The organism is Paramesorhizobium deserti, from assembly GCF_001558695.1.
Taxonomy (GTDB): Bacteria; Pseudomonadota; Alphaproteobacteria; order Rhizobiales; family Rhizobiaceae; genus Paramesorhizobium; species Paramesorhizobium deserti.
Genome location: NZ_LNTU01000041.1, coordinates 1 through 14,445, shown reverse-complemented (window position 1 = coordinate 14,445; position 14,445 = coordinate 1). Strand labels below are relative to the sequence as shown.

16 protein-coding genes and 2 pseudogenes are annotated in these 14,445 nt (G+C 57.0%); 4 read left to right on the top strand and 14 right to left on the bottom strand.

Annotated features, from left to right (window positions below):
* The first annotated feature begins 14 nt into the window (after window positions 1–14).
* The 3 genes and pseudogenes from ATN84_RS28045 (at window position 15) to ATN84_RS24995 (ending at window position 1,784) form a co-directional block, all read left to right on the top strand.
* Entirely contained in the window at window positions 15–377 is a 363-nt protein-coding gene (locus tag ATN84_RS28045) for a transposase (protein WP_082766499.1), read from the top strand.
* Complete coding sequence (locus ATN84_RS28230; RefSeq protein ID WP_068885240.1) at window positions 286–555, top strand: transposase; 270 nt, start codon at window positions 286–288, stop codon at window positions 553–555. Before ATN84_RS28045 ends, ATN84_RS28230 begins: the two co-directional genes overlap by 92 nt.
* Window positions 552–1,784, top strand: a pseudogene (locus ATN84_RS24995) (DDE-type integrase/transposase/recombinase). The gene ATN84_RS28230 and the pseudogene ATN84_RS24995 overlap by 4 nt, the downstream one beginning before the upstream one ends.
* A gap of 33 nt (window positions 1,785–1,817) precedes the next feature.
* On the opposite strand, the gene ATN84_RS24990 reads toward ATN84_RS24995, so the two are convergent.
* The 12 genes and pseudogenes from ATN84_RS24990 to ATN84_RS26485 all read right to left on the bottom strand — a co-directional run bounded on the left by ATN84_RS24990 (window position 1,818) and on the right by ATN84_RS26485 (window position 10,535).
* A complete protein-coding gene (locus ATN84_RS24990) occupies window positions 1,818–3,887 on the bottom strand; it encodes a recombinase family protein (protein ID WP_068885239.1) in 2,070 nt (689 codons plus the stop codon).
* Window positions 3,877–4,074 (bottom strand): hypothetical protein, encoded by a 198-nt coding sequence (locus tag ATN84_RS24985; protein WP_068885363.1) that lies wholly within the window; start codon window positions 4,072–4,074, stop codon window positions 3,877–3,879. The genes ATN84_RS24990 and ATN84_RS24985 overlap by 11 nt, the downstream gene beginning before the upstream one ends.
* Window positions 4,075–4,621: 547 nt before the next feature.
* Window positions 4,622–4,921 (bottom strand): annotated as a pseudogene (locus ATN84_RS24980) (recombinase family protein); the annotation flags it as partial.
* A complete protein-coding gene (locus ATN84_RS24975) occupies window positions 4,893–5,501 on the bottom strand; it encodes a hemagglutinin repeat-containing protein (RefSeq protein WP_068885237.1) in 609 nt (202 codons plus the stop codon). The pseudogene ATN84_RS24980 and the gene ATN84_RS24975, both read right to left, overlap by 29 nt.
* On the bottom strand, window positions 5,498–5,746 hold the full coding sequence (locus ATN84_RS28200; protein ID WP_068885362.1) for a DUF7683 domain-containing protein: 249 nt from the start codon (window positions 5,744–5,746) through the stop codon (window positions 5,498–5,500). The genes ATN84_RS24975 and ATN84_RS28200 overlap by 4 nt, the downstream gene beginning before the upstream one ends.
* Window positions 5,747–5,813: 67 nt before the next feature.
* Window positions 5,814–5,996 carry a DUF7683 domain-containing protein gene (locus tag ATN84_RS28195; RefSeq protein WP_425287449.1) on the bottom strand — a complete coding sequence of 61 codons (183 nt, stop codon included), beginning with the start codon at window positions 5,994–5,996 and terminating at the stop codon, window positions 5,814–5,816.
* 75 nt (window positions 5,997–6,071) lie between these two features.
* Window positions 6,072–6,224 (bottom strand): colicin E3/pyocin S6 family cytotoxin, encoded by a 153-nt coding sequence (locus ATN84_RS26490; protein WP_082766496.1) that lies wholly within the window; start codon window positions 6,222–6,224, stop codon window positions 6,072–6,074.
* A 322-nt stretch (window positions 6,225–6,546) separates the two neighbouring features.
* A complete protein-coding gene (locus tag ATN84_RS24965; RefSeq protein WP_068885236.1) occupies window positions 6,547–6,855 on the bottom strand; it encodes a ZPR1-type zinc finger protein in 309 nt (102 codons plus the stop codon).
* Window positions 6,852–7,073 (bottom strand): hypothetical protein, encoded by a 222-nt coding sequence (locus tag ATN84_RS24960; protein WP_153020390.1) that lies wholly within the window; start codon window positions 7,071–7,073, stop codon window positions 6,852–6,854. Before ATN84_RS24960 ends, ATN84_RS24965 begins: the two co-directional genes overlap by 4 nt.
* Before the next feature lie 303 nt (window positions 7,074–7,376).
* A complete protein-coding gene (locus ATN84_RS27160; protein WP_146119647.1) occupies window positions 7,377–7,685 on the bottom strand; it encodes a DUF6984 family protein in 309 nt (102 codons plus the stop codon).
* A complete protein-coding gene (locus tag ATN84_RS24955; protein ID WP_068885234.1) occupies window positions 7,672–9,495 on the bottom strand; it encodes a hemagglutinin repeat-containing protein in 1,824 nt (607 codons plus the stop codon). The genes ATN84_RS27160 and ATN84_RS24955 overlap by 14 nt, the downstream gene beginning before the upstream one ends.
* Window positions 9,496–9,791: 296 nt before the next feature.
* A complete protein-coding gene (locus tag ATN84_RS26485) occupies window positions 9,792–10,535 on the bottom strand; it encodes a carbonic anhydrase (RefSeq protein ID WP_082766513.1) in 744 nt (247 codons plus the stop codon).
* A gap of 338 nt (window positions 10,536–10,873) precedes the next feature.
* Here ATN84_RS26485 and ATN84_RS24945 point away from each other — a divergent pair, with 338 nt between their 5' ends.
* Complete coding sequence (locus ATN84_RS24945; RefSeq protein ID WP_068885232.1) at window positions 10,874–12,487, top strand: FG-GAP repeat domain-containing protein; 1,614 nt, start codon at window positions 10,874–10,876, stop codon at window positions 12,485–12,487.
* 191 nt (window positions 12,488–12,678) lie between these two features.
* On the opposite strand, the gene ATN84_RS24940 is transcribed toward ATN84_RS24945, so the two are convergent.
* Together ATN84_RS24940 and ATN84_RS24935 are read right to left on the bottom strand one after the other, a co-directional pair.
* The gene (locus tag ATN84_RS24940) at window positions 12,679–13,605 is read right to left on the bottom strand and encodes an alpha/beta fold hydrolase (protein ID WP_082766494.1); all 927 of its coding nucleotides are present in this window, start codon (window positions 13,603–13,605) and stop codon (window positions 12,679–12,681) included.
* A gap of 13 nt (window positions 13,606–13,618) precedes the next feature.
* Window positions 13,619–14,445 (bottom strand): hemagglutinin repeat-containing protein (locus tag ATN84_RS24935; protein WP_201026446.1); only part of this gene is annotated, 827 nt, incomplete at its 5' end.

Genomic DNA, 14,445 nt, shown 5'->3' with positions numbered 1-14,445 from the left:
TTGAGGACAGGCTTATGTCTAACGCGTATCGACACGTTGAATTGCTGACCGGTGATGTCCGCCGTAGGCGGTGGACAGCCGAGCAGAAACTAACAATCATCGAGCAGAGTTTCGAACCAGGCGAGACGGTATCTTCCACCGCTCGCCGCCATGGCGTTGCGCCCAATCTGCTTTACCGGTGGCGCAGGCTCTTGAGCGAGGGAGGTGCTGCAGCCGTGGATTCTGACGAGCCGGTCATGGCTCAATTCTCAATGGAAATTATGCGCCTAACCGGCTCAGTTCTGCGTGGAAACCAACAGCCATGGCGTTGCGCCCAATTTGCTTTACCGGTGGCGCAGGCTCTTGAGCGAGGGAGGTGCTGCAGCGGTGGATTCTGACGAGCCGGTTGTCGGCAATTCGGAAGTGAAGAAGCTGGAGGACCGCGTCCGCGAGCTGGAGCGCATGCTCGGCCGCAAAACGATGGAGGTCGAGATACTCCGCGAGGCTCTGTCCAAAGCGGACTCAAAAAAACGGATATCGCGGCCGATCTTGTTGCCGAAGGACGGTTCCCGATGAAGACCGTCGCAGACACGCTGGGCGTCTCCCGCTCCAATCTCGCAGACAGGCTCAAGGGCCGATCGAAGCCGCGTGGGCCCTACCGGAAGGCAGAGGATGCCGAGCTTCTGCCCGTCATTCGCAGGCTGGTGGATCAAAGGCCAACCTATGGCCGCGTCCGCGAGCTGGAGCGCATGCTCGGCCGCAAAACGATGGAGGTCGAGATACTCCGCGAAGCCCTGTCCAAAGCGGACTCAAAAAAACGGATATTGCGGCCGATCTTGTTGTCGAAGGACGGTTCCCGATGAAGACCGTCGCAGACACGCTTGGCGTTTCCCGCTCGAACCTCATCGAGCGGTTAAAAAGGCAGATCGAAGCCGCGCGGGCCCTATCACAAGGCCGAGGATGCAGAGCTTCTGCCCGTCATTCGCAGGCTGGTGGATCAAAGGCCAACCTATGGTTATCGGCGGATCGCCGCGCTCCTCAATCGCGAAAGGCGGGCCGCCGATCAGCCTGTCGTCAACGCCAAGCGGGTTCACCGCATCATGGGCAACCACGCGATGCTGCTGGAGAAGCACACGGCCGTGCGCAAGGGTCGCCTCCACGACGGCAAGGTCATGGTCATGCGCTCGAACCTGCGCTGGTGCTCGGATGGCCTGGAGTTCACCTGCTGGAATGGCGAGATCGTCCGCAAGGGTCGCCTCCACGACGGCAAGGTCATGGTCATGCGCTCGAACCTGCGCTGGTGCTCCGACGGTTTGGAGTTCACCTGCTGGAATGGCGAGATCGTTCGTCTCGCCTTCATCATCGACGCCTTCGACCGCGAGATCATCGCCTGGACAGCAGTCGCCAATGCCGGAATATCCGGCTCCGACGTGCGCGACATGATGCTGGAGGCGGTCGAAAAACGCTTCCGCGCAACCCGAGCCCCGCATGCTCTCGAGCACCTCTCGGACAATGGTTCGGCCTATACCGCACGGGAGACACGGCTGTTTGCCCAGGCGCTCAATCTGACGTCCTGCTTCACGCCGGTGGCCAGCCCGCAGTCGAACGGCATGTCCGAGGCATTCGTGAAAACTCTGAAACGGGATTACATCCGCCTATCAGCTCTACCGGACTCCGAAACGGCGCTCCCGCTCATCGACGGATGGATTGAAGATATTCGTGAAAACTCTGAAACGGGATTACATCCGCCTATCAGCTCTACCGGACTCCGAAACGGTGCTCCCGCTCATCGACGGATGGATTGAAGATTACAATCCTGTTTCATAACACCCATCTGTCTATGTCGTTGAAGGGAATAGGTTTTGCTGATCTGGATGCGATCCCGCGGGGTATTTGGGGTTCTGTCGTGCGCGATGAGCAATCTGCTGGGCAAGCGGCTTTCCAAGCTCTGAGCGACTGAATATCCACGGACCATCCGGCAAAGGATGAACGCCCTCGATCTCGCCGGCTTCAGCGGCGAGCCTCAGCGTCTTCGGTGCTACGCCAAGTAGGCGCGCCGCCTTGTTGAGGTTAAGCAATGGTTCGTTCCCGTCTGGTGCTAGCCGAAAGACCGGAATCTTGTGATGCGACCTGTGCGCCGTGACCCGCTCCCGGGTCCAGCGATTGCCATGCCCAGTTACCAGGCTGTTGCGGTTGAGAATGCCGGCGATCTGGTCGTCGCTGGCAATCAGCACCAGTTGCCGAATGGCCACGATGATGTCGGCGGAAGTGCTGTTGCGCTGTCCGCGGCGCCGCTTCGGCAGGCGAAGTTCGGTATGGGCGCCACCAATCCAATGGGCGAGCAGGACGATCTCGGAGGCTTCATCATCAATATCGGCGACCACCTCCTGGATCACTGTGCGCACGATGCGCTTCTTGAGCTTGGCATCCGTTGTCGGCGCCGACCAGACGGACCGAAGGTCCGCAGCCAAGGCCTGGAGGTCCGTTGCCGACGCAGGCGATGACTTCGGTGTTGCGGCATCATGCGCGGCGATCTTGCTCTCGATCTCAGTGACATAGGCGAGAGCGCGGTTCCATCGCATCTCCAGTTCCGCAGCAACCAGGCGGTTCTCAGGATCGGCAGCGTCATATTGCCGGAAGGCGCGGTCGGCGGCGTAGCGGGCAGCTTCCAGATCGCGGCCGAGGGCATTCTGGACCTGGTCGCGGCGACTGGCTGCCTGCGCCTCAGCTTCGGCAGCCGCAGCAATCGCCCCGGGCTCCACGACACGCAGAAGCGCTTCCTCGATCGCATCGTCGGCGCGCAGTCCGCCGAAAGCAATGCAACGCGGCTCGCCATTGTCCAGCAGTCCCCGCCAGCAGGAATAGCGCGGAATGTTATGCTTTGTGCCCGTGTATCGCACCGTGAGCTTTCGACCGCAACGCCGGCAGCGAACAAGGCCAGCCAACAATTCGCCATGTTTGGGCGCTCCGTGATGCCGGCTCGTGGGCACATTGTCGCTCACCATGGTGCGGATCGCCTCTGCCCTTTCCCAGCTGACATAACCTTCATGACTGCCCGGGATCAGCGCCAGCCATTCCTCGCGCGGTTTGCGGCGAGCGCCAGGCCGAACGGGAGACGGGCCAAATCCAGGTGCGACACCAGACTTACCATAGGCGTAGGCGCCGCCGTAGATCGGGTTCTCGATCATTCGGTGGATGGTTGCATAGTTCGGCCTACGCCGGACGACATCGCCATTGTTGCGCTTGGCGGGCAAATCCAGCCCATGCTCGAGGAACCACATCAGGGCCTGGCGGGCGCTACCGAGCTCCGCGACCTTGTCGAATACCATGATGATTGCCTCCTGCACGCGGCGGTCGGGATCCTTCTCAATCCGGTCTCCAACCTTCACGAAGCCGACGGGGGCTGCAACGACGAGTTCGCCATGGCGGGCCTTCTCATAGCGGGCCGAGAGCGAACGCTGGCGCAAAAGATCAAGTTCGTACTCATTGAGGCTTCCCCTCAGCCCCAACAGTAGCCGGTCGTTGCCTTGACGCGGTGCATAGACCGTCTCCTGGTCGACCAGCACGGTATCAACGACGCGGCACATCTCGATAAGTTGCTGCCAGTCACGGCTGTTGCGGGCAAACCGCGACACCTCCCGCGCGGCCACCGCACCGACCTTGCCAAGGCAGACCTCGGCAACCATCCGGTCGAAACCGGCGCGTGTCACGCCGCCGGCGGCCGAACGACCGAGATCGTCGTCGATCGTCTCGATGCGAGACCAGCCGAGCGCAGTCAAACGGCCGTGCATGGCATATTGAAGTGCGCCGCTCTCGCGATTGTGCAGGACCTGATGGGCGGACGATTGGCGCACATACAGAATTGCCTTCCTCTCCAGATGATGCGGCCTGATCTTCTCATTCATCATCACGCGCCTCCCTCTCTCCGGGAGAGCGCATGTCTTCGACGTGATCGAGGATCAGGCTCACCATCAGCTTCGTCACGGATTGACGCGTCTCGGCAGGCAGCGTCTGCCATCGCGGCGTCTGCATCGTCTCGGCATCGTCCGGCTTGGAGAACAGATCGAACTGGTATGTCGTGGGCTTGCGCGGCATGGACATCTCCCCGATTCGCGTCGTGAGAGCCCAATGCTGCGCCCATCGCCAGAGATTGCGATGGGGTTCTGAATCCCGGAGAAGGGTTGCCAAGGCGCCAAGCGCAGCAAGATCGACGTGCGGAGCATCCGTGATGCGCCAGCTCGCGCTGACTACCCGCTCGAACATCCACGCCGGAATCTCCAGCCAACGATGCAATGACTGTCCAGAAAGCGTGCAGCGGAAAACCGCTGCATCCTTCTTCTCGATCACCTCGTGGATAAAGACTTGCCGTCCAGTCCAGGGATGCCATGGGTAAAGAAGCTTGCGCTCAAAACCGGTCCCGTGGGCGTTCCGTCGTAGAGTTGTATAACGAAATCCATCCCCATTCCGCGCTCAAAATGGCTTCCCCACGGCAGTTCATCAGGGCTAAATCAAACTAGCCGAAATGGCCGGTGAAACGGGGAGCACTCCACCGTATTTTTAGCAAATGGCATGCCGATCGCGCCTGCCTTGCTGCTGACGATCGCCATCGGCGCCGTTGCGGGTGCACTGATCGGCACAATTACCGCGTCTTGAGGGCGAGGTCTTTCAGGAACAGCGCGTTCATCGTGCCTTTCAGGCCGACATGCAGCTCATTGATCTCGCCTTCCGACAGGGTGAAGATGGAAACATCTGCAAAGCGCAGGCGCTTGAAGACGCCGGCCACGTCCTCCTGATCGCGGCTGATGCGGTCGAGCGCCTCCGACAGCACCATGTCGAAGCGGCGGCCTTGCGCATCGGCGAGCAGCGACTGGATGCCGGAGCGGATCAGCGATGCGCCGGAGATGGCGCGGTCGCTATAGGTCTCCACCACGGTCCAGCCCTCGCCGCCACCCGCGCTGCGATGAAAGGCAGCTTCGGAGAAGCCGCACCGCAGCGTCGCCGGAGACGACCGCACCCTTCAGGTTGGTGTCGCGGCCCGATTCGAGCTTGATATCGCCCGTGCCGGTGACATGGGTGTTGACCTGCGTCGTCCCGCTTGCGTTCGACTTGCCGGCGCTGGCATAGGCGCCGCCCGTGGGGCTGACGCCGACACCATTGAGGCCGACCCCGACCGAAACGCCGATGCTTGCACCCGAGGAACTGGACTTGCTGGAGGTCTCGTTCCTCGCCTGAGCGCTTTCCAGATTGATGTCCTTGCCGGCATTGAGCGAGATGTCGCCCGCCTTCTCATCGTCGAAATCGGTGAGGAGGCCGTCAGTGTCATAGCCCGCCGCGATCTGCGCGCCATGGCTGTTGATATCGCCCGATTTCGTCTCAATGGAGAGGCCATTGCCGCTGCAAATACCGGAGGCCGAGGCGATATTGCCGGTGCCGTACGCAAGCGTGGTACTTGCGAACGGATGGAAGGCGAAAAGGATGCTTACAAGAGCGCTAAGGAACTTTTCAAGCGACGCTGTCTTCACAGCTTATCTGTTTTGTAACCAGCGAAACAATCATACTTGTCCAAGTCCAACTTAAACCCATACCGCTGATAAATCTTCTCATTAGCCTCTGGGTTAATTTGATATTCTCCGTAGAGAAGCGGATCCTCCTCGGGCACATTCAACGTTTCACGAAAAAACTGAAGATCACTTTCCTCGAGTTGCAACATATTCGTGAGCCCATCACCATCCCGTTGAAACAGACTGACCACTAAATAAATTCCCATCGTCGGACTCGTGATCCTATTATTTGCGAAGCTATTTAGCCCAACGAGCCCGCCCGAGCCGTCGAAACTAAGCTGCCTCTGCTCCGAGAGCGTAATCGAATTCGCTAAAGGAAAATTCGAATCCATACCTCGCCATCAGCTTTTCCGCCAGATCTTCAGTCACATCGTAATAATCATACATAAATGGATCATCATTTTTTACCTCGAATATTGTTTTAAGATACTCTAAGTCATCGCTTGGGATGCGCATTTTTTTACAAGAAACCTACTGCCAGATTTCTCAAAGGCGGCAATGTATCTTTCAACCTTTTGCATAAAATATCCCCTATTTTGGCGTTGACCGCCCAAGATCTCCAGGCTTCGTTTGCTTTCCGGTTTTAGGATCAAACTCACCAAGGTGCTTTTTACCGGTCTTGTCATAGACCTCCAACGCACCGTGCTGCTTATCCCATTCGTATATTTTCCCTTTGCTATCAATCCAGACGTGCTCCCGTTAAAATGCCGGAGCAAACTCAAAACTGGATAAAACTTGGGGGCAAGGTCATACATTTTCGATGTATTTTACAAATTGCTCGCGTGTCCGAATGTTTAATCCGGCAAATTCGCCTTGCTGCAAAACATGTTTTTCAAACGTATGTCCAAAGGCGATGCTTCGCTCGACCCCCGAGACCTTGGTTAATCCAAGAATCGCTGCGTCGTCTCGCCCGAGCCCGTGCCGAAGCCCGGCTGCACACCGGTCGCGCAAGCACCGTACAAGACGCGAACGCCAACACATTCTGCGCCGTCGGTATGGAACTACATTAGTCAGAAGACGAGTAACGACTCCCCTTGTTCTCACGTTCCGAGAGCCACAAAAGCACTTGTTGAGCTACTTTCTGAGATTCAGACAACTGCAATTCATCGTCAACTGTAAACTTGATCTCTTCGAGCAGCCCTTCGACATTCGTCAGAAAATTGCGAATATCCTTTTCTTCAATGGCAACAATCGTCAATTCCCCGCGCTGTACGACACGCTGCACGTCATCAGCCGAGACTAGTCCTTGAACATGCTGGAAGCATACAGCGCGAATTTCCTCGATCATGTCACGGTATATGAAACCACAGGTCATTGGGAGCCAATCCTCAGAATAGTAATAATTGTTTTTCCGCCATCTTCGGCCCAAACACGAACATTCCCTAAAGTATAGCTTGTTCGCTGGACGCCGTTAACATTGGTCGTGGCCGTGGCACCTGCCACCTCGGCAGCCTGCAGAATGGCGTCATGACCGGCATTGATGGTGATGTCGCGGCCCGCCTGCAGGCTGGAGCCGGCATTGGTCTGTGGCATTCGTACACCAGCAGCTTCCTCTACCCAAAGCTGCATACGCAGACGCGCAGCGTCCGCTGCACTTCCTGCACCGGTACTGACTGCCTTAGTTGGGGCAATAGGGAAGTGCGAAAATGCTGATGCTGACCCAGCCGTTCCTGTGCCGTCCGAAGCGTGCACATCACCCGATCCCGCGAACGGAATACCGGTGAAAGCAAGATTTACGCTGGAGTCAGGCGGGTTTTGTGTCCACAGACCCGAGCGAGAGCAGGAAAGCTGCGATCAAGGTCATGAGGCCCGGCAGGAAAACTTGAAGCTGATAGGTCATGAGAGAGGTGCTGATGGCAAGCTTATGATGGGTTCATCGTTAACCTTCCAGAAGTCGAGTTCTCCAAACCGGCCATCTTCCGTCAGGAGCAATGTGGTGACAATCGGAACTCCGTCTTCATCTTCAAACTCATATGAAGCGACCGAGCGCACACGACATCCCTTCGGGCAATAATCAGCACGAATTGACCGCATTTCTGGATTTACCACCCAAACTAGTTGCTTGCTGGGCAACGCAAGCTGAACACCACCAATTTGGGCAAGGAATGCAATAAGTTCTACCTCTGTCGATTCAATTTGCCTCATGGATCCGTCCAATATTTATCGTGCCATCAGGCAGCTTGAAGGCGTTGTACTGCAACCGCACACCATCTATGGTTACGAAGCGTACGTTAAGACCGCTGGAAAGATTGCCAGCAGGCGGTAGATCAGCAACGACTGCATCTTGGACTCGCTGTCGGCTCATACCAAGCTCATCTTCGACGTGACGCCAAACATGATAATCTTGGTTTGCATTCCGGCCAAAAGAAACTCCGTCAGGCACTCCCGCCTTTGTGGCCGCCTTTTCAATTTTCTCAATTTTTCTGAGCGCCGCAAGCTTATCCGCTGCCTTGATTGCGCCGATGGCAGTTCCGGCAACGGGTGCCGCAACCTTGATGGCGAGATCGATGGCGAGGCCGGAGAGATATTCGCCGGCGGCTTGGTAATTGCCATTGGCGAGCGCCTGCAGATAAAGCAATGACTGCTCGGAAAGGCCGTCAGCGGCGCCATAGCCGTATTTCGCTGCGGCCGCTACGGGATCATAGGCGATCTCCATCGCCACGCCGGAAATGGTCTTGGCCATGCCGGCCGGATCGGAGACCAGCGCCGCGAATTCCTCACCCTGCGAGGCGACGCCTTTCGCGATACCACGGCTGAAACTGTCGAGATTGCCCGAAGCGCCAACCGTCTGGTTATAGAGAGCCAGGGTCAGTGCTTCGAAGCAGCCTTCGCGGTCATGAATGACGATCGGCTTGCCGGAGAGCGTCGTAAGCGTGCAGTCCGCCGCATGGGCCGTGGGGACGATCCATTCCCACAGATCGAAGCCGGCATCGCCGCGCTGCTCGCCGCAAGCACCTGACCGCAGCTGCTGCAACGCAGTGGCTGGATCGATCTCGTTGTTGCGGATCGCCTTGGAAAGCTCCGGCTCTCTTATATGGTCAAGGGCTCCGCCGATGATTTCCGTGACTGCCGCGCCCGCCGCGATCGCCGCCTTCACCGAAGTGTCGGAGAAGTAGAACTCCACATCGACATGCTCATCCCTCGTGATTTCGTAAGCCTTGTCGGGATCGCGATTGAGGGCTGCGAGGTCTTCGGTCTTGCCTTCGGCCTCCAGTGCCGCCTGCTTGTCCTTGTCGCGGATGGTGATCTCGCCCTCGCCCACCGTGGCGCGGACTTCCTGCCGCGTGTCGTCGAGCTTGTAGGAGCCTTCCGCCGTGGTGTTGCCGAGCGCGTTCTCGAGCGTGCCCTTGCCGCCCGTCGTGTCGATATTGGCCTGGACGTCGAAGCCTTCATACTGCTTCGAACCGGAGAAGTTCTCGTGCGTCAGCGTGCCGGTGTCGAGGGTGAGATCGCCCGATTCCGAGATGATCTTGCCGGCGCCCAGATGCGTGTTGCCGCCGACGGTGACATCCATCTTGCCCGACGAGATCAGGCCAGACTGCTCGGAGATCCAGTTCGTCTCGCCCGAGCCGGTGCCGAAGCCCGGCTGCACGCCGGAGACGGACGGCGTCGTGCCCAGGGCGCCGCCGATCACGCCACCCAGATGGCCGAGGCTTCCTACCTTCTGCCCCGGACCGCTCAGGGAGAAGCCGGCCGAGACCGAGCTGTTCTTCGTCTCGCCCGTGTCGGGAACCGAGATGATGTTGAGGTCGCGACCGACATTCGCCGTCACCGTCTCGCCCGAGACGACCGCACCCTTCAGATTGGTATCGCGGCCCGATTCGAGCTTGATATCGCCCGTGCCGGTGACATGGGTGTTAACCTGCGTCGTCCCGCTTGCGTTCGACCTGCCCGCACTGGCATAGGCGCCGCCCGCAGGGCTGACGCCGACGCCGTTGAGCCCCTCCGCGCTCAAAATGGCTTCCCCACGGCAGTTCATCAGGGCTAAATCAAACTAGCCGAAATGTCCGGTGAAACGGGGAGCACTCCTATGAAAATGTGCCGGGAAGACACTGCGATGGTGGAGGCTCATGTGTTGATAAAAACCTGCTCAGGAGCCAACTCACAATTCAGGTTTCGGCCATGATGTCAGCCGGATTATGCCTCCAGAACGCGCCAGGATGCTCAGAAGTGGTCAACACCACGAGGGCTTTTTCGACGCGCTCCGGGACGGTTTCTTTCCGGCGTAGTCAATCTTCACGTCAATACGGTCTAATCCTCGAGGACAGGGCGATGATGCAAAGGTTGAACTGGGCGGGCATTATTGGGATAAAGCGCAGCAAACCGAGCGATCTGGTCGGCTGAGATTTCGATCGGTTTGATCAACACCATCCAGTTTACCGCTTCGCTGCACGGAGGCGTCGTGAGTGATCCACTGTAGCGGATATAATGAAGGGTGTCCGGAAGCAGATCCTTGATGGCGAGGTGGCCGCCAGGAATATCCACCTTCTCATCGGACTTCTTCGGCGCGAGTGTCAGTATTTCCTCAAACGCATCATTGCGGTGGCCCTCTTTCATCAGCACGCCGATGACGGCGATCTCATCGTCGGCAAGACGATGGACGAAATGGCATTCCAGCGGAAACCGCGCACCTTTCAGAAGGTGTTCGCTGGGATGATGGAAATGGCATTGGACGAGTTCATAACGTTCTTCATCTACGATCAGATGGTTACCTTTTCCCGCGGCGACGAGCACTGTATGGCCGTTGTTCTCAACGGTGGTGAAATTGTCCCCATAGTCGATCTCAAGCTGGGGGAGCGTCGCTTTGATACCGTGATCGAGATCAATTGGAGACTGGTTGAGGCCGACGCCGCAGTTTCTGTATTCCGCTGATAGTTCGCTCCAATGCTGTGGATCATTATCCTTATAGTCCCATTCGGATCCAACCGCGGTTGCAGGTTTATACAGTGCAAAGGGTAGGGCGCTTAAAGTCTGAAGAAAATACCGTCTATTCATGATCATAAGCCTCAATATGTATCTAACTGCGAGCCGCTTGATAAAGTCGTGCGCGCTGTTGCTGCAGACAACCCTGCGGGCAGCTTGCACGTCGAGTTAGGGTGTCAGCCGCGGTCATTCAAATGGCAGCGGATCGCTTGAAACGGTTTGTATCCGAGCGTAACAAATCCTCTTCTATTCAGGTGTCGCTACACTATCTAACCATGGCCGCCTGCTTCATGATTCCGTTTATTAGGGAAATCGTGCGGTGGCTGGCGACGGCTTCGCACGAAGGAGCGAAGCCGAAGGCTATCTGCCTTTGCCGGATTATATTGGTAGAAATAGTCTAGGGGATAATGATGAAAAATCATTTTAGAGATGCGTTCCGGTTTGCTGGTCGGGGCGATGAATATTCACAAATGGCGGAACGTATCGGTCATATTTTTAATACTATCGCTGCTCGTAATGGGTGGAGCGAACATAGTGCCGGGGCGGATGCGCCCGGGACCGGTTCTGATAACGCCGGCGAAACACATCAGGGGAACATAGCCCTGGTTCAGATGAATCAGTATGATCAGAACGTAAATGTCTATTTCTTCGAACAGGATGGAGCTGTATCGCTGACTCCCTCGCAATCCACCTATCTCGGTGATGCTTTTAAGGGCAGCTTCTCTCCAGAGCAGAACTCTAGCAGTTGGAACGGCATTGCTGATGTGACTGGGGACGGGGTTGCTGATCTTGTCAACGGCAACGCGGAAGACCAGGAGATCCGCGTCGTGGCCGGCAAGGCTGACGGAACGTTCGACACGGAAAATGTAATCGTGACGGACATGAGTGAGATTGCGCCGGATCAAGGCTGGACCGGCGGTGGCGCGGGTGTTTCCTATTCCACCTTTTTGGTGGATGTGACCAGTGATGGAATTCCGGATTGGGTCCATAGCAACGCCTGGGATGGAACCGTTAGCGTCTATGAGGGCCAGGGCGACGGAACGTTCTCGACGGCGGCGATTACCTCTGGTGACCTTTATGAGCTTCGCTTTGCCAACGGTGGTACGACCTTTATAGGAAACGCGGGTTCTGATGGTCTGGCGCTGGTCTCGATCAACAGTTCAGATTCCGTCATCAATGTTCAGTATTTTCTGACAGATGGAACATTGGAAACGGTATCCGCGACGACAAATTTTATGTCCTTTTTCCCGGAGGACATGCCAGTATCGTCGTTCAGCAATGACCTGCACAGTTCCACCTTTCTGGCCGATGTGACTGGCGATGGCCTTTCCGACCTGATTGCCGGCGAGAACGGTTCCATTCTGGTTCTGGAGGGGAGGTCCGACGGAACCTTTGGCTATTCGGGCATCAGCACCGATATGTCCGGTGTGGACGATTGGACCGGCGGGAGCAATGCGGGCCGGAATGCATATGCTTCCACCTCCCTCGAAGACGTTACCGGTGATGGCGTTCTGGACTGGGTGCATCTCAGTTCGGATTATGGTCTTCAGGTCTTTCGTGGCGTTGGTGACGGCTACTTCTCGGATACGCCGGTTACTACCCCCGTTGAAAGCGCCTGGGGCTGGAACAGTGGCTCGATTGCGCATATCGGTGCTGGCGGCGCTGATGGTGACATCGGGGAGCTGGCGGACGTCGCTGGTGACACACACGCGCAGGGTTCTGCCTTAGTGGATTTCCAATTGGCCGATGAGGGAATCAATCTGGATTTTGCAGTGCGCGAAACCTCTGGCTCCGATGGTCAGGAGAACATGTTCCACCACTTGTCTGCGGAGGATATTGTCGGTTTCTTTAAAACTTTGAGCGACGACATTCCGCAGCTTCCTTCCGATGGAAGGGATCACGTGGAAGTTATGAAGTTTGGGGAGATTGAGCATTCCCCTGGCGGTGACGGTTACCAAGGCTTCGACGTGGTGGATCACGGTTACCAGAACAACGAAGAGCATATGGAGCTACTGGTCGCCTAGCATATAGGCATTTCCGTATTCATCTTTATCGGAAGGGTGATGGAAAACTCGCGGTGGTGAAGCGCCCGGCCTTGGCCGGGCGCTTTTCGTGCAAAGTCACGTTGCAGGCATTGCCGTCGTTTTCGGCGGGCGAACTCGATGGCGATGGCTCTGGGCTGGTGAGTTGCGGGCCAATAGTCTGATGATGTCGGCTATCCGTGCAAGAACGCCAGGAGCAATTCGCTGACCTTTCCCGCCTGCTCGACGGGGCTGGCATGCCCACCGGGAACTTCGGCAAATCGCGCATTCAGACTTCTGGCAAGGTTCCTTCCTTCATGAACGGAAGCTACCCTGTCCTCTGTCGCAGAAATAACCATAGCCGGATGTTTCCAGGGTTTGTTCCACGTTCGGGCATCGAATGATTTGAGCGCAATCAGTTGGCGCTCTTGATCGGCAACCGATTGTGGTGCGGGATTGGCTAAAAGGGCGTGCTTGAAATCAGCGATATTTTTTCCGTTGGAAAGCCATTCGCTGCCCGACAGCCAAGGTAATGTCGCATCAATCAGAAGATCGAAGTCAACATTTGCCTTCCGAAGTTCCAACAGGCTTTCCAACGCCTTGATCGCTACCGTGTCAAATCGCTGTGATGAATTCAATATCGCGCACGGGCCGCAGATTTCGGGAAAGCGGGCCTGCAGAGTTTGTACGATTGCTCCGCCCATAGACTGCCCGACCACAGCGGGCTTTTCCAATCCAAGATGCCTGATCAATCCGGCGGCATCGGCAGCCATGGTGTCCACCGAAAAGGGCTCCCCATGATCCGCGGTCGATCCAATACCTCTGTTGTCGAAGGTTATCACCCGGAAGCGCTTTGCCAGATGTGGAAGAACACCCTCCCAAAAAGTATGATCACACGTATAGCCGGCAATCAAAACCAGAGGTCGCCCCTCTCCGTGTATCTCATAATATATCTCAACATTATCCAATCTAGCAGTCGCCATTATATTATTTCCTTTGTTTGAATTTATATTTTTTAACGGAGGTTCCTTTCCAGGAGATGAAACAGATGATCCAAGTATTGAAAATATAGTTGAAAATGTTCCAAAAAGAAAATCACGTCTTGCGGGTTGATTTTTCATAGTAATTCATTCTTCAAAAACATGCGACCGAAACGCCGATGCTTGCACCCGAGGAACTGGACTTGCTGGAGGTCTCGTTCCTCGCCTCAGCGCTTTCCAGATTGATGTCCTTGCCGGCATGAAGCGAGATATCGCCCGCCTTCTCATCGTCGAAATCGGTCAGAAGACCATCACTGTCATAGCCCGCCGCGATCTGCGCGCCATGGCTGTTGATATCGCCCGATTTCGCCTCGATGGAGACCGAGCGGCCGCCCGTCACCGTCGTCACCACCGGCACCTCGGCGGATGACGAGGTGCTACTCTTCTGGTGGGTGAAGCCCGCCGTCACCGAAACGGAGGCCATGCTGCCGCCATTGGCGAGGTTGTCGAGCGCGTCATAGGCCTTCATCGAAGCGAAGGCGGCATTGGCGGCGGAATACTTATCGGAAACGTCGCCGATCTTCTCCGCCGCCTGACCGACGCTCTGAGCCGCGCTCACCAGACCGGAACCGACAGCAACCGTCACACCGGCAAAGAGCTCCTCGTGGATCGCCTCGTAGTTCGACTTGTCCTGCGCGGCGAGCAGGTTCACATCCCGCTCGGCGGTGATCGCCACGTCGCGGTCGGCCGCCACCTCGGCAGCCTGCAGATTGGCGTCGCGGCCGGCATTGATGGTGATGTCCCGGCCCGCCTGCAGGCGGGAGCCCGCATTGGTCGCCGCGCCCTCGTTCAGCTCGTCCTTGGTTTTCTTGGCGCCGATGCCGATGGAGAAACCGCTGCCGCTCGAGCCGAACTGAATGCCGAAGCCGGATTTCTCTTCCTTCTCATGCGAGGCGTAAGCTTCCGCCCCCGGCGTGATAT

Excerpts from the sequence above, each read along its gene's own strand:
- ATN84_RS27160 (WP_146119647.1), bottom strand. The coding sequence starts at position 7,685 with ATGAGGCAAATTGAATCGACAGAGGTAGAACTTATTGCATTCCTTGCC.
- ATN84_RS24940 (WP_082766494.1), bottom strand. The coding sequence starts at position 13,605 with ATGAAAAATCAACCCGCAAGACGTGATTTTCTTTTTGGAACATTTTCA.
- ATN84_RS28045 (WP_082766499.1), top strand. The coding sequence starts at position 15 with ATGTCTAACGCGTATCGACACGTTGAATTGCTGACCGGTGATGTCCGC.
- ATN84_RS24990 (WP_068885239.1), bottom strand. The coding sequence starts at position 3,887 with ATGATGAATGAGAAGATCAGGCCGCATCATCTGGAGAGGAAGGCAATT.
- ATN84_RS24965 (WP_068885236.1), bottom strand. The coding sequence starts at position 6,855 with ATGACCTGTGGTTTCATATACCGTGACATGATCGAGGAAATTCGCGCT.
- ATN84_RS24960 (WP_153020390.1), bottom strand. The coding sequence starts at position 7,073 with ATGCCACAGACCAATGCCGGCTCCAGCCTGCAGGCGGGCCGCGACATC.
- ATN84_RS24985 (WP_068885363.1), bottom strand. The coding sequence starts at position 4,074 with ATGCCGCGCAAGCCCACGACATACCAGTTCGATCTGTTCTCCAAGCCG.
- ATN84_RS24945 (WP_068885232.1), top strand. The coding sequence starts at position 10,874 with ATGAAAAATCATTTTAGAGATGCGTTCCGGTTTGCTGGTCGGGGCGAT.
- ATN84_RS28200 (WP_068885362.1), bottom strand. The coding sequence starts at position 5,746 with ATGGGAATTTATTTAGTGGTCAGTCTGTTTCAACGGGATGGTGATGGG.
- ATN84_RS28195 (WP_425287449.1), bottom strand. The coding sequence starts at position 5,996 with ATGCGCATCCCAAGCGATGACTTAGAGTATCTTAAAACAATATTCGAG.
- ATN84_RS26485 (WP_082766513.1), bottom strand. The coding sequence starts at position 10,535 with ATGAATAGACGGTATTTTCTTCAGACTTTAAGCGCCCTACCCTTTGCA.